At 66.9% G+C, this 13,309-nt stretch carries 13 protein-coding genes; 7 read left to right on the top strand and 6 right to left on the bottom strand.

The window, feature by feature from the left end:
* Positions 1-194: acetyl-coenzyme A synthetase N-terminal domain-containing protein (locus GU927_RS15250; protein WP_161763317.1), on the bottom strand; the 194-nt coding region annotated here is incomplete at its 3' end.
* A 314-nt stretch (positions 195-508) separates the two neighbouring features.
* Entirely contained in the window at positions 509-979 is a 471-nt protein-coding gene (locus GU927_RS15245) for an Lrp/AsnC family transcriptional regulator (RefSeq protein WP_161763316.1), read from the bottom strand.
* Between the two features lie 123 nt (positions 980-1,102).
* On the opposite strand from GU927_RS15245, the gene hppD reads away from it, so the two are divergent.
* Positions 1,103-2,203: a 4-hydroxyphenylpyruvate dioxygenase gene (gene hppD, locus GU927_RS15240; protein WP_161763315.1), complete on the top strand. Its 1,101-nt coding sequence runs from the start codon at positions 1,103-1,105 to the stop codon at positions 2,201-2,203.
* 17 nt (positions 2,204-2,220) lie between these two features.
* On the opposite strand, the gene GU927_RS15235 is transcribed toward hppD, so the two are convergent.
* Together GU927_RS15235 and GU927_RS15230 are read right to left on the bottom strand one after the other, a co-directional pair.
* Positions 2,221-3,063, bottom strand: a complete 843-nt coding sequence (locus GU927_RS15235; RefSeq protein ID WP_161763314.1) for an ankyrin repeat domain-containing protein — start codon at positions 3,061-3,063, stop codon at positions 2,221-2,223.
* A gap of 9 nt (positions 3,064-3,072) precedes the next feature.
* A complete protein-coding gene (locus GU927_RS15230) occupies positions 3,073-4,347 on the bottom strand; it encodes a hemolysin family protein (RefSeq protein WP_161763313.1) in 1,275 nt (424 codons plus the stop codon).
* 364 nt (positions 4,348-4,711) lie between these two features.
* Here GU927_RS15230 and GU927_RS15225 point away from each other — a divergent pair, with 364 nt between their 5' ends.
* The 6 genes from GU927_RS15225 to GU927_RS15200 all read left to right on the top strand — a co-directional run bounded on the left by GU927_RS15225 (position 4,712) and on the right by GU927_RS15200 (position 12,331).
* Positions 4,712-6,202, top strand: coding sequence for an alpha/beta hydrolase (locus tag GU927_RS15225; protein ID WP_217765691.1), 1,491 nt, complete (start codon positions 4,712-4,714; stop codon positions 6,200-6,202).
* A gap of 151 nt (positions 6,203-6,353) precedes the next feature.
* Positions 6,354-7,604 carry a sarcosine oxidase subunit beta family protein gene (locus GU927_RS15220; protein WP_161763311.1) on the top strand — a complete coding sequence of 417 codons (1,251 nt, stop codon included), beginning with the start codon at positions 6,354-6,356 and terminating at the stop codon, positions 7,602-7,604.
* A gap of 9 nt (positions 7,605-7,613) precedes the next feature.
* On the top strand, positions 7,614-7,913 hold the full coding sequence (locus tag GU927_RS15215) for a sarcosine oxidase subunit delta (protein ID WP_161763310.1): 300 nt from the start codon (positions 7,614-7,616) through the stop codon (positions 7,911-7,913).
* A complete protein-coding gene (locus tag GU927_RS15210; protein ID WP_161763309.1) occupies positions 7,910-10,861 on the top strand; it encodes a sarcosine oxidase subunit alpha family protein in 2,952 nt (983 codons plus the stop codon). Before GU927_RS15215 ends, GU927_RS15210 begins: the two co-directional genes overlap by 4 nt.
* Complete coding sequence (locus GU927_RS15205) at positions 10,854-11,420, top strand: sarcosine oxidase subunit gamma (RefSeq protein ID WP_161763308.1); 567 nt, start codon at positions 10,854-10,856, stop codon at positions 11,418-11,420. The genes GU927_RS15210 and GU927_RS15205 overlap by 8 nt, the downstream gene beginning before the upstream one ends.
* A gap of 245 nt (positions 11,421-11,665) precedes the next feature.
* Positions 11,666-12,331 carry a helix-turn-helix domain-containing protein gene (locus GU927_RS15200; RefSeq protein ID WP_161763307.1) on the top strand — a complete coding sequence of 222 codons (666 nt, stop codon included), beginning with the start codon at positions 11,666-11,668 and terminating at the stop codon, positions 12,329-12,331.
* Here the strand turns inward: GU927_RS15200 and GU927_RS15195 are convergent.
* Both GU927_RS15195 and GU927_RS15190 read right to left on the bottom strand, forming a co-directional pair.
* A complete protein-coding gene (locus tag GU927_RS15195; RefSeq protein WP_161763306.1) occupies positions 12,322-12,588 on the bottom strand; it encodes a hypothetical protein in 267 nt (88 codons plus the stop codon). The two genes, GU927_RS15200 and GU927_RS15195, sit on opposite strands and share 10 nt — an antisense overlap.
* Positions 12,585-13,268, bottom strand: a complete 684-nt coding sequence (locus GU927_RS15190) for a hypothetical protein (protein ID WP_161763305.1) — start codon at positions 13,266-13,268, stop codon at positions 12,585-12,587. Before GU927_RS15190 ends, GU927_RS15195 begins: the two co-directional genes overlap by 4 nt.
* Positions 13,269-13,309: the final 41 nt, after the last annotated feature.

The following is a 13,309-nucleotide window of genomic DNA, read 5'->3' as shown; positions in this document are numbered from 1 at the left end:
TCGAAGGACGTGTTCTTCACCACGCTGTAATCCCGGATCCAGTCAACCCGACGACCCTGCGCACGCCAGAAACCCTCGGGATCCGAAACCGATTCGCCATAAAGACGCTCATAACCAGACGCATCAACATGCGCCCCGGAAATGAAATCGGCCGGGGCCGTGTAGACCCCCGTCTGCTGTAGGGTATCCGCCATCGCGTGTCCTCCGGGTTTCGCCGCAGGCGGGTGTCCGGCTGCCGCCTTTGCGGCAAAGTGCCCTTCACGCCCCCGCGATCTGATGTGACCGGAGTTAAATTCAAATCAAACCATTGATGTCTATCGGAATTTTAGAAAATATCATGACAGGACTGTTTGCAAAAATGTCAATAAATTTACGCGCCACGGCTAAATCCCAGATTATCCAAGCATTCCGGTCCAGCCGCCTCCCGCCCCGTCAAGGCGCCTGGACAAACTGTCGCATCATTATCCATGCATGTGTCATGCGCTAACGGAAGCGCCCTTCCGGCGGTTCAGACCGGCAGGCCCGAATCCGCCTTGGGCTGGTCCATCACGATCTGGCTTTGCACCCGCGCCACGGCGGGATGCGGCAGCAGGCGGTGGTGGATCAGCTGGTTCAGCGCGGGCAGATCGGCGCACCAGACCCGCAGCAGGTAATCCGCCTCTCCCGTCAGGGTCCAGCAACCCACGACCTCGGGCAGGGTGCCGACCAGCCGCACGAAGCCCGCCGCGTTGTCCGCGCTATGCGCCGCCATCTGCACCTGCACGAAGGCCTGCACCGCCAGACCCAGCCGCGCCGGATCCAGCCGCGCGCGATAGCCGGTGATGACCCCCTCCGCCTCCAGCCGCGCCCGCCTGCGCGCCGCCTGACTGGGGGACAGGTTCAACACCTCGCCCAATTCCTGCGCCGTGAGATCCGCCCGCCGCTGCACCTCGGCCAGCAATTTCGCATCCACCGAATCCATCGCGCGCATTTCCCGCATGAAGACGCCATTTCACGCAGTATCCGCGCAAACATACTCGGATCAAGGCCGCACTTTGCGCGCAAACCCCGCGCGTCCCATGGGAAAGTTGACTCCGCCACACCCCTTTGCACGAGGCAGAAGATGGGACCCTTTCCGCATGACGCCCCCCGCGCCGCGATCACCGCGGCCAATCCCGCCGGGACCGACGGCTTCGAATTCGTGGAATTCGCCCATCCCCGCCCCGATGAGGCGCGCGCCCTCTTTGCCCGCATGGGTTTCACCCTGACCGCCCGCCACCGGACCAAGGCCGTCGAACTCTGGCAGCAGGGCGACATCACCTACATCCTGACCGACGAGGCAGGCAGCCACGCCCGCCGCTTTGCCGAGGAACACGGCCCCTGCGCCCCCGCCATGGGCTGGCGCGTCGTGGATGCGCAACACGCCTTCGACCACGCCCTCCGCATGGGCGCGACGCCCTATACCGGCGCGGACAAGACGCTGGACTGGCCCGCCATCGTGGGCATCGGCGGCTCGCTCATCTATTTCACCGATTGCTACGGCGCGGGGGCCAATCCCTATGCCGACGATTTCGACTTCGTCACCGCCCCGAAACCGGCGGGCGTGGGCTTCCACTACCTCGACCACCTGACCCACAACGTCTTTCGCGGCAACATGGACCGCTGGTTCGACTTCTACAGCCGCCTCTTCAACTTCCGCCAGATCCGCTTCTTCGACATCGAGGGCAAATATACCGGCCTCTTCTCGCGCGCCCTGACCTCTCCCTGCGGGCGCATCCGCATCCCGATCAACGAGGATCGCGGCGAAACCGGCCAGATCGTCGAATACCTGCGCCGCTACAACGGCGAGGGGATCCAGCACATCGCCGTGGGCTGCGACGACATCTACACCGCCACCGACGCCATCGCGGACCGCGGCCTGACATTCATGCCCAAACCGCCCATGGCCTATTACACCCTGTCAAAAACCCGCGTCGCGGGGCATGACGAACCGCTCGACGCACTGGCAAAACACGGCATCCTGATCGATGGCGAGGGCGTGGTGGATGGCGGCGAGACGCGCATCCTCCTGCAGATCTTCTCGAAAACCGTCATCGGCCCGATCTTCTTCGAATTCATCCAGAGAAAGGGCGACGACGGCTTTGGCGAAGGCAACTTCCGCGCACTGTTCGAAAGCATCGAACAGGACCAGATCGACCGCGGCGTCCTTTCCACCGCATCCTGATCCCCGCAGGCGCAGGGTCACTCCCCCTGCGCCCCCGCCTCCAGCCGCCGCGCCGCCACGGTCCCCGCCAGATCGGCGCGGCTCTTGGCAAGGTCCCACGCCGTCTGCCCCTGCCCGTTCCGCACCGACGGGTCCACCCCCGCGTCCAGAAACGCCTCGATATTGGCCGCACCCGCCCCGAACATCGCCGCCCGATGCAGAGGGGTCTGGCCATTCGCTTCCACCACCGACGGATCAGCCCCCGCCGCGGCAAGGATCGCGATGTTTTCGGCATGGCGCGCGGTTGCCGCCGAAAACAGCACCGACTGCCCGTTGTCGCACAGGCTGCGCACATCCGCCCCCGCCGCGATGAGGACTGGCAGCATATCCGCCTCCCGCGCCCCCGCCGCATAGTGAAGCGGCGTGCAGCCGTTGGAATCCCGCGCCTCGATCTCCGCTCCGGCGGCCAGCAGGGTTTCGGAAAACTCCGGCCACCCCGTCGCGGCATAGTGCAGCGCGGTCTGCGCGTCCTGCGTCCGCAGGGTGACGTCCGCCCCCGCCGCCAGCAATGCCTGCATGATCTCCACCGGTTTCGCCGTGGACAGGTGCAGCGCGCTCAACCCCGTGGCGTCCTGCACATTCACATCCGCGCCCGCTTCGATCAGCGTCATGGCCGCATCCGGCGTCCCCGCCTGCATGGCCCAGATCAGCGGCGTCTTCCCCTCGGCATCCCGCGCATTGACGTCGATGCCCACCAGCCCCTCAAGGATCAGCGCCTCCGGCTGCACCCAGAACGCATAGCTGCACACCGCCCCGCACTCCGCCGCCAGCCCCGCCACCGGCCACAGCGACACCACCGCCGCCCAAACCCTCACACTCACCCGAAACCCTCACACCTTCTGAACCAGCAGCTTGTCGATCCGTCGCCCGTCAAGGTCCACCACCTCGATCCGCCAGCCGCCAAGTGTCACATGCGCGCCCACATCCGGCAGGCTGCCCATCGTGTCGATCACCAGCCCCGCCACCGTCTCGAAATCGCGGTCCGGCTTCAGCGTCAGCCCGATCCGGTCCGCGAACTCGTCCACCGGCATCCAGCCCGCCACCAGCAGAGACCCGTCCTCGCGCATGACGACCTTCGGCTCGTCCTCGGCATTGTCCGAAAATCCGCCCGTGATCGCCTCCAGCACGTCCATCGCCGTGACGATCCCCTCGAAATGCCCGTATTCGTCATAGACCAGCGCCATGTGGGCGGGCGACTGGCGCAGCATCTCGATCACGTCCAGCGCGGCCATCCCGTCGCGCACCACCGGCGCGGGGATGATCAGCGCGCGCAGGTCGAACGCCTCGCCCCGTGGCCGCGGGTCAAGGAAATCGCGCGACGACAGCACGCCGATCACATTGTCCTCCTCGCCGTCCCGCACCGGCAGGCGCGACCGCTTCGTCTCGCGGAACCGCCGGACCACCTGCGCCGCCGTGTCGGTCACATCCACCAGATCGACCTCGTGCCGCGGCGTCATCAACCCCCGCGCCGTGCGGTCCGCGATCCGCATCACGCCCGCGATCATCTCGGTCTCGGCCTCTTCCATCACGCCCGCCGACTGCGCCTCGGCGATGACCAGCTTGACCTCCTCGTCGGTCATGTTCCGGTCGGCATCGCCCGACTGGCCCAGCATCGCCAGCACCAGCCGCCCCGACCGGTCCAAGAGCCAGACCAGCGGCGCCGCCGCGATGGAGATCCCGCGCAAGAGGGGCGCGATCCGCACCGCCGCCGCCTCGGGCGCGCGCAGGGCCACCTGCTTGGGCACCAGTTCTCCGAAGATCAGCGCGACATAGGTGATGGCCACCACCACGCCGCCCACGCCCAGCGCCTGCGCCAGATCCTCGCCCATCCCCGCCGCCTGCAACCCCGCCGCCGCCCGCACACCCAGCGTCGCGCCCGAGAACGCGCCCGACAGCACCCCCACCAGCGTGATCCCGATCTGCACGCTCGACAGGAACCGCCCCGGTTCCTCGGCCAGCCGCATCGCCATGCGCGCCCCGCGGCTGCCATTCTCTGCCATGACCTTCAACCGCGCGGGACGCGACGACACGATCGCCAGCTCCGACATCGCCAGCACCCCGTTGACCAGCGTCAGGACGAAGACGATCGCAATTTCCAGAAACAAAACCGGCCCTTTCCCGCAGCCCGCACGCAAGTCCGCTATAGAACATCACCCGCGCCACCCCCGCAAGTCCGCGCCCCGCGATCCTTTGGACCAAGGTCCAAAACATCACGGGACCTTGCGTCGATGCCCGCCCCGCCCGCACCTGCCAGATTACATTCCAGACGCCCGCAACAGGTTCCGCCATGCCCCGCCCCGCCAAAGCCCGCATTTCTGCCGCCTTCCCGCTTCCGGGCCTGTCCTTCGGCCTTGTCTCGCTTGTCGTGGTGGGCGCGCTCCTGATCCTCGACCGCCTCGTCTGATCCCGCGCGGCTGGAACCCGCTGCAGGAGATGCTAGCTTCTGTCCCGCAGGGCAAAGGGGCGGACATGGCGCGTTGGGTGGTGGCGGTTGTTGCGGCGGTACTGGTCGCCCTGTCCCTGTGGCAGCTCGAACGCCCCCGCGCGGGTCTGGTGATCGAACCCTTCCCCATCGCGGGCGGCCCCCCCGCCACCCTCTTCCACCTGCCCGACGCGACACCCGCCCCCGTCGTCGTCATCGCCCACGGCTTCGCCGGCTCGCGCCAGTTGATGGAGCCTTTCGCCCTCACCCTCGCCCATGCGGGCTATATGGTCGTCACCTTCGACGCGCTGGGCCATGGCCGCAATCCGCTGCCCATGTCGGGTGACGTCACCTTGGTCGACGGCACCACGCGCCTGATGGTCGACGAACTCCGCACCGTCGCCCGCGCAGCACTGGCCCATCCGCGCAGCGACGGGCGGCTGGCCTATCTGGGCCATTCCATGGCCTCCGACCTCGTCATCCGCGCCGCGCAGCAAGAGCCGCGCGCCAAGGCGACCGTCGCCATCTCCATGTTCTCGCAGGCCGTCACGCCGACCGATCCCGCCAATCTCCTCATCCTCCCCGGCGAATGGGAAACCCGGTTGGGGGTCGAGGCGATGCGCGTCCTCCACCTGACCGACCCCGCAGCCACCGCGGACCAGACGGTGGGCGACCCCGCCCGCGGCACCGCCCGCCGCGTCACCATCGCGCCGGGCGTGGAACATGTGGGCGTGCTCTATTCCGCCACCGCCCGCCGCGCCGCGACCGATTGGCTGAATGCCACCTTCGGCCGCGACATGCCCGCAGAGACCGATGCGCGCGGCGGCTGGATCCTGCTGCTGCTCGCCGCCATCACCGCGCTGGGCTGGCCGCTTTCGGCGCTCATGCCAAAGGGGCAGGGGGCACCCGCCCCCATCCCGTCCCGCGCCTTCTGGACCGCGACCCTTGCCCCCGCGATCCTGACACCGCTGATCCTCGCCCCCTTCGACACCCGCTTCCTGCCCGTGCTGGTGGCCGATTACCTCGCCCTCCACTTCGCCCTCTATGGCGCGATCACCCTTTACCTCCTCCACCGCGCCCGCCGCCTGACCGGCCAGTTCCCCGCCCGCGTCCTGCTCCTGTCCCTCGCCCCCGCGATCTTCGGCATCCTGATCCTTGGCACCGCGCTCGACCGCTACGTTGCCTCCTTCGTCCCGAATGCCGAACGCGCCACGATCATCCTTGCCCTCGCACTCGGAGCCGTCCCCTTCTTCCTCGCCGATGCCCTGCTGACCGAAGGCGGCCGCGCCTCGGCCTTCCGCACCCTCGCCGCGCGGGGGGCCTTCCTCGCCTCGCTCGTCCTTGCCGTGGCGCTGGATTTCGACCGGCTGATGTTCCTGCTCATCATCCTGCCGGTGATCCTCCTGTTCTTCCTGCTCTTCGGCACGCTCTCCGGCTGGATCGGCCGCCGCACCGCCCTGCCGGCCATCGCAGGGCTGGGCTTTGGCCTCACGCTGGCTTGGGCGCTGGGCGTGACCTTCCCGCTGTTCCAGGCCTAGCGTTTCCTGTCGCAGGAAACGCGCCGATTTCTGCGCGCAGAAATCGCCCTGTGCCACGTGTCGGTTCTGAAAGACCTCGTGGCGGAAACGAAAGGCTCATTTCCCCCCCGCAGGCGCATATTCCCCCCAACAACAACCGTGGGAACCGACCATGCGCTATTCCGGCTTCCGTGTGATCGCCGAGGCCCTTACCGGCCACAAAGGGTGGAAACCCGCATGGCGCGATCCCGAACCGCAATCCTCCTACGATTACGTCATCGTGGGCGGCGGCGGCCATGGCCTTGCCACGGCCTATTACCTCGCCAAAGAGTTCAAGCAGGCCCGCATCGCCGTGCTGGAAAAGGGCTATCTTGGCGGCGGCAATGTGGGGCGCAACACGACCATCATCCGCTCCAACTACCTGCTCGACGGCAACGAACCCTTCTACGAATTCTCGCTGAAACTCTGGGAAGGGCTCGAACAGGACTTCAACTACAACGCCATGGTGTCCCAGCGCGGGATCATCAACCTCTACCACACCGACGCGCAACGCGACGCCTATACCCGGCGCGGCAATGCCATGATCCTGCACGGGGCCGATGCGGAACTGCTGAACCGCGATCAGGTCCGTGCGATGTATCCCTTCCTGAACTTCGACAACGCCCGCTTCCCCATCAAGGGCGCGCTGATGCAGCGCCGCGGCGGCACCGTCCGCCATGACGCGGTGGCATGGGGCTATGCCCGCGGCGCGGACATGCGCGGCGTGGACCTGATCCAGAACTGCGAAGTCACCGGCATCCGCACCGAAGGCGGCCGCGTCACAGGCGTCGACACCACGCGCGGCTTCATCGGCGCAAAGAAGGTCGGCGTCGCCGTCGCAGGCTCCTCTTCCAAGGTCATGTCCCACGTGAACATGCGCCTGCCCATCGAATCCCACGTCCTGCAGGCCTTCGTGTCCGAGGGTCTGAAACCCCTCATCGACGGCGTCATGACCTATGGCGCGGGCCACTTCTACGTCAGCCAGTCCGACAAGGGCGGCCTCGTCTTCGGCGGCGACATCGACGGCTACAACTCCTACGCCCAGCGCGGCAACATGCCCGTGGTCGAAGACGTGGCCGAAGGCGGCATGTCCCTCATGCCGATGATCGGCCGCGCGCGCCTGCTGCGCTCATGGGGCGGGATCATGGACATGTCGATGGACGGCAGCCCCATCATCGACAAGACCGATATCGACGGCCTCTATTTCAACGGCGGCTGGTGCTATGGCGGCTTCAAGGCCACCCCCGCCTCCGGCTGGTGCTTCGCGCATCTCATGGCCACCGACAAACCCCATCCCACCGCCACCGCCTATCGCTTCGATCGCTTCCGCAAGGGGCTGATGATCGACGAAAAAGGGCAGGGCGCGCAGCCCAACCTGCACTGAGGGCAAGCCATGATCATCAACCACCCCCTCCTCGGCCCCCGCGACGCGCAGGAATTCACCTATCTCGGCGATGCCGCCCTGATCGACCGCCCCGACGGCCTGTCCTTCCCCGACGCCACCGCCGCGCAGGACGCCTTCCACGACTACCTCTACCTGCGCGACAACCCTGCGGGCGAACACCGCGAGCTCTGGTATCACGAACAGGGCGACCGCTCATGGCTGGTCGTCACCCGCAACACCGTGACCCACGAAATCACCAAGGTCGAACTCGCCCGCGATGTGGCGCGCGCACGGGGGCGCAGCAAATGACGCAAGACAACCGCATCAAGGGCGGCCAGATCGACCGCACCAAGACCCTCCGCTTCACCTTCGACGGCCACCCCTACACGGGCCACCCCGGCGATACGCTGGCCTCCGCGCTGCTCGCAAACGGCGTCCGCCTCATGGGCCGCAGCTTCAAATACCACCGCCCGCGCGGCCCCATCTCGGCAGGGTCGGAAGAACCCAACGCCATCGTCGAACTGCGGACCGGCGCGCGGCAGGAACCCAACACCCGCGCCACGGTGGCCGAACTCTTCGACGGTCTGGAAGCCAACAGCCAGAACCGCTTTCCCTCGCTCAAATTCGACCTGATGGGGATCAACGACCGCCTGTCGCCCTTCTTCGCCGCGGGCTTCTACTACAAGACCTTCATGTGGCCCGCCGCCTTCTGGGAAAAGGTCTACGAACCCATCATCCGCCGTGCCGCGGGCCTTGGCTCGCTGACCCGTCAGGACGACCCCGACGAATATGACAAGGGCTTCCTGCACTGCGACATCCTCATCATCGGCGCGGGCCCCGCGGGCCTGATGGCCGCGCTGACCGCAGGCCGCGCCGGTGCGCGCGTCATCCTCGCGGATGAGGATTTCCGCATGGGCGGCCGCCTGAACGCGGAGACCCTGACCATCGGCAACCATTCCGGCGCCGACTGGGCGGCAGAAACCGTCCGCACGCTGGCGCAAATGCCCAACGTCCGCCTCATGCCGCGCACCACCGTGGTGGGCGCAATGGACCACGGCATCTATGCCGCCGTGGAACGCGTCTCGGACCACCTGCCCGTGCCTGCGCCCGGCAAACCCCGCCAGATCCTGTGGCGCATCTATTCGGCCCACGCGATCCTTGCAGGCGGCGCCACCGAACGCCCCATCGCCTTCGAAAACAACGACCGCCCCGGTATCATGCTGGCGGGCGCACTCCGCACCTATGCCAACCGCTATGCCGTGGCCGTGGGCGACCGCGTCGCCGTCTTCACCAACAACGATGACGGCCTGCGCACCGCCACCGACCTTCAGGCGAAAGGCATCGACATCGCCGCGGTCATCGACACCCGGCAGGAAGGCGAACTCCTCTCCGGCATCCGCCACCTGAAAGGCGCGCAGGTGATCGACTCGTCGGGCCGCCTCGGCCTGAAATCCGTCACCATCCGCCACGCCAACGGGAAAACCGAAACCCTGTCGGTCAACGCCCTTGGCGTCTCGGGCGGCTGGAACCCCAACCTCAACATCGCCAGCCACCACCGCGGCCGCCCCGTCTGGAACGAAGCCATCCACGCCTTCACCCCCCCGACCGACGGCCCGAAGAACCTGATCGCCGCAGGTGCCGCCGCAGGTGCCCTGTCCACCCACGCCGCCCTTGCCACCGGCGCGGCGCAGGCCAACGCCGCGCTTGCGGCACTGGGCATGGCAACCCACAGCCCCGACCTGCCAAGGGCCGAGGACGCCCCCGTCAACATCACCCCCTTCTGGTATGTCCACGAAGGCAAGGGGCGGGCATGGATCGACCAGCAGAACGACGTCACGGTCAAGGACGTCAAACTGGCGAAACAGGAAAACTTCACCTCCGTCGAACACCTGAAACGCTACACCACGCTCGGCATGGCGACGGATCAGGGCAAGACCAGCAACATCACCGGCCTTGCCATCATGGCCGAACTGACGGGCCGCACGATCCCGCAGACCGGCACCACCATCTACCGCCCCCCCTACACCCCGGTCGCCATGGGCACGCTTGCCGGACGCTCGCGCGGGCACGAATTCAAACCCACCCGCCTGACCCCGTCGCACAAATGGGCCACAGAACAGGGCGCGGTCTTCGTCGAAGTCGGCATGTGGCTGCGCGCCCAGTGGTTCCCGCGCGCAGGCGAAACCACTTGGCGCCAGTCGGTCGACCGCGAGGTGCTGCAAACCCGCGCCTCCGTCGGCATCTGCGACGTGACGACCCTCGGCAAGATCGACATTCAGGGCCGCGACGCGGGCGCCTTCCTCGACAAGGTCTATGCCAACACCTTCTCCACCCTTCCCGTCGGCAAGGTCCGCTATGGCCTCATGCTGCGCGAGGACGGGATCGTCATGGATGACGGCACCACCGCGCGTCTTGGCGAAAACGAATGGGTGACGACCACCACCACCGCCAATGCCGTCCCCGTCTTCCGGCACATGGAATACGTGCGCCAATGCCTCTACCCGGACATGGACGTGCAACTCATCTCCACGACCGAAGCCTGGGCGCAATTCTCCGTCGCAGGCCCCAACGCACGGAAACTCCTGCAAAAGGTGGTCGATCAGGACATTTCCGACGCGGCCTTCCCCTACATGGCCTGCGCCAACATCACCGTCTGCGGCGGCCTGCGCGCCCGTCTCTTCCGCATCTCCTTCTCGGGCGAACTGGCCTATGAAATCGCCGTCCCCACCCGCTATGGCGACGCCATGATCCGCGAATTGATGAAGGCGGGCGAAGAATTCGGCGCCGTCGCCTATGGCACCGAATCCCTCGGCGTCATGCGCGTCGAAAAGGGCCACGTCGCGGGGAACGAACTCAACGGCCAGACCACCGCGCTCAACATGGGTCTGGGCAAGATGGTGTCGAAGAAGAAAGACGCCATCGGCATGGTCCTGTCGCAACGCGAAGGGCTGGCCCGCGAAGACGGCCTGCGCATCGTCGGCGTCAAACCCGTCGACCCGTCAAAGCCGCTCACCGCAGGCTCGCACTTCCTCGACAAGGGCGCAGCGGCCACGGCGGCGAATGATGGCGGCTGGCTCACCTCGGTCGTCTATTCGCCCCACCTCGGCTGCTCCATCGCGCTGGGCTACCTCAAGAACGGCCATACCCGCATCGGCGACCGCATGCGCGCCGTGAACCTGCTCGCCAAGACGGAAGTAGAGGTCGAAATCGTCTCGCCCCACTTCTTCGATCCGGAAGGAGAACGCCTCCGTGGCTGACCATCGCCTGAAACCGATCACCCCCCTTGGCCATGACGCCCCCCACAGCGTCACCATCGGCCCCGTGACGATCACCGAAGTTGTGGACACCGCGCTCGCCTCGCTCGCCGCGCGTCTGGGCGAAGCCAAGGCAGTGGCCGACATCGCGGAAACCGCAGGCATCCCCCTGCCACCCCCGGGCAAGGCGGCAAAGGCCGCGACCTATGCCGCCTTCTGGCTCTCGCCCGACATGTGGATGGTCGAGGCGCCCTTCGCCACGCATGAAGACATCGTCAGCGTCCTGAAACCCCATTTCGGCGAGGCCGCGTCGATCACCGAACAGACCGACGCATGGGCGCGCTTCGACGTGACGGGCGCGGACCTGCCCGCGATGTTCGAACGCCTCTGCAACTTCGACCTGCGCGCCCACGGCCCGGGATCGGCCACGCGGACGGTGATCGAACACCTCGGCTGCTACGTGGTTATCCGCGCCGAAGGCCACCTTTCGGTCATCGGCCCCCGCTCCTCGGCAGCGTCCGTTTTCCACGCCCTCGAAACCGCGGCACGCTCGGCCTTCTGAAACCCCGCGCGCCCCGGGCTTGCCCCGGGGCCTCCCCCTCCGGCAGCACACCGCCGGAAGCGAGGGGGTCCGGGACGGGACCGCCCCGACCCTTGACGCTCCCTTTCCCCGTCGCCCGCTGCGTGCTGACAGTTTGCGGCACAGCCATCGGCACAACCGTCGGCCTGTCGGTTTTGCCGACTTGTCCGGCTTCCATCTTTCCCTATAGTAAAAAACGTATCGCCTGTGTTCACTACGGGGACAGTATGGAAGACCTCGACAGCACCTCCGACGTCGCCCTCCCCAAGGCGAAGCCCGCCTTCGTGCAGGACCCGCACCGCGTGCGCGAACTGGCCGAGCGCAACCTCGAAGTGGCCATCGGCCGCTCCGTCCGCGCCTTCCGCCGCCAGCAGGGTATGACGGTGGCCGACCTCGCCGGCGTCACGGGCCTGTCCATCGGGATGCTGTCCAAGATCGAGAACGGCATCACCTCGCCCTCTCTGACGACCCTGCAAATCCTGTCGCATGCCTTCTCGACCCCCATCACCTCCTTCTTCCGGGGCTATGAGGAAAAGCGCGAGGTCCAGCACGTCAAATCCGGCGAACACCTTGAAATCGAACGCCGCGGCACCCGCGCGGGGCACCAGTACCACCTTCTGGGCCATATCGGATCGAACAGCTCGGGCGTCGTGGTGGAACCCTACCTGATCACCCTGACCACCGAATCCGACACCTTCCCCACGTTTCAGCACGAAGGCATCGAACTGCTGTTCATGCTGGAAGGCGAAGTGAAATACCGCCACGGCGACCAGCTTTTCCACCTCGAACCGGGCGACAGCCTGTTCTTCGACGCCGATGCCCAGCACGGGCCCGAAGTCCTGGTGAAACTCCCCGCCCGCTACCTGTCGATCATCAGCTACCCTCAGGCCTGATGCCGCCACACCTCGTACCGGATCCGCCCGATCCGGTAGGCATCCAGAATCGACATCGCCCAGACGAACAGGCCCCCGGCATATTTGCCCACGACCGAAACCTCGGGCGCGGCGGTCTTCATGGTGAAGGCCCCCAACAGGATCATGAAAAACAGGAAGACCAGCCCCCGCACCGGCTGGCGGCAGGCCACATGCCCCACCCCCGGCAACACCACGGCCAACGCCAGAACCATCCAAGGATGCAGCGGTTTCCTCATGCGACCCGTCCCTCCGCCTCGCGCAGGACAGCGTCCCGCAACCCCTTCGCCGCCGCAAGGAACGGCGCCAGCCGCGCGGGCGGCAGCGGCACCCGCCCCATCTCGGCATCGCGATAGATCAGATAGCGCCCGCGATGCGCCTCCTCGGCCAGAAAGACCAGCCGAACGCCCTTGGGCGTGACCAGAATCTCCTTCAGCCGGTTCTCGTCCACCGCCCCCAGCACCTCGCGCAGCGCCGCCTCGAAGGGCACTGCGCCCGGCGCGTCGGCGCGGATGGCGCAATCCTCGGGAAACCCGCGCGGCACCGGCACCTGCACCGGCAACTGCGCGAAATTGCTGAAGCTTTCCATCCCCGTCGGGCGCAGCATCACATCCACCGTGGCCCCCGTCGGCAAGGGGTCCGGCAGGCTGACCATCACCCACAGCGCGGGAAGTTTACGCAGGCTCAAGGTATCCGGAACAACCTGCACGTCATAGTCGGCCCCTTCATGCGTGCCCGCCAACCGTGGAAAGCCGGTCGGTTGCACCACCTCGCGCCGCGCGGTGAAAAGTCCGGCCGCCGCCGACAGGAACGTCCCCCGCCGCCGCGCCCGTGCCGCCTGCTCGCGGCGCAGCGCGACAAACACCACGGCGCCCGCCACAAGGGCAAGCGCCGCAAAGGAAAAGACCGTCACATCCATCAGTAAAGAATTCCTTAACGTATTCGGCCCGCCCCGTGGGC

This window comes from Paragemmobacter amnigenus (assembly GCF_009908265.2).
Taxonomy (GTDB): Bacteria; Pseudomonadota; Alphaproteobacteria; order Rhodobacterales; family Rhodobacteraceae; genus Paragemmobacter; species Paragemmobacter amnigenus.
Note: the sequence above shows the minus strand (reverse complement) of the source record. Positions and strands in the feature narration are given on the sequence as shown.

Coding starts and splice junctions, on each gene's coding strand:
- GU927_RS15190 (WP_161763305.1), bottom strand. CDS start 13,268: ATGGATGTGACGGTCTTTTCCTTTGCGGCGCTTGCCCTTGTGGCGGGC.
- GU927_RS15220 (WP_161763311.1), top strand. CDS start 6,354: ATGCGCTATTCCGGCTTCCGTGTGATCGCCGAGGCCCTTACCGGCCAC.
- GU927_RS15225 (WP_217765691.1), top strand. CDS start 4,712: ATGGCGCGTTGGGTGGTGGCGGTTGTTGCGGCGGTACTGGTCGCCCTG.
- GU927_RS15200 (WP_161763307.1), top strand. CDS start 11,666: ATGGAAGACCTCGACAGCACCTCCGACGTCGCCCTCCCCAAGGCGAAG.
- GU927_RS15215 (WP_161763310.1), top strand. CDS start 7,614: ATGATCATCAACCACCCCCTCCTCGGCCCCCGCGACGCGCAGGAATTC.
- GU927_RS15245 (WP_161763316.1), bottom strand. CDS start 979: ATGCGGGAAATGCGCGCGATGGATTCGGTGGATGCGAAATTGCTGGCC.
- hppD (WP_161763315.1), top strand. CDS start 1,103: ATGGGACCCTTTCCGCATGACGCCCCCCGCGCCGCGATCACCGCGGCC.
- GU927_RS15210 (WP_161763309.1), top strand. CDS start 7,910: ATGACGCAAGACAACCGCATCAAGGGCGGCCAGATCGACCGCACCAAG.
- GU927_RS15195 (WP_161763306.1), bottom strand. CDS start 12,588: ATGAGGAAACCGCTGCATCCTTGGATGGTTCTGGCGTTGGCCGTGGTG.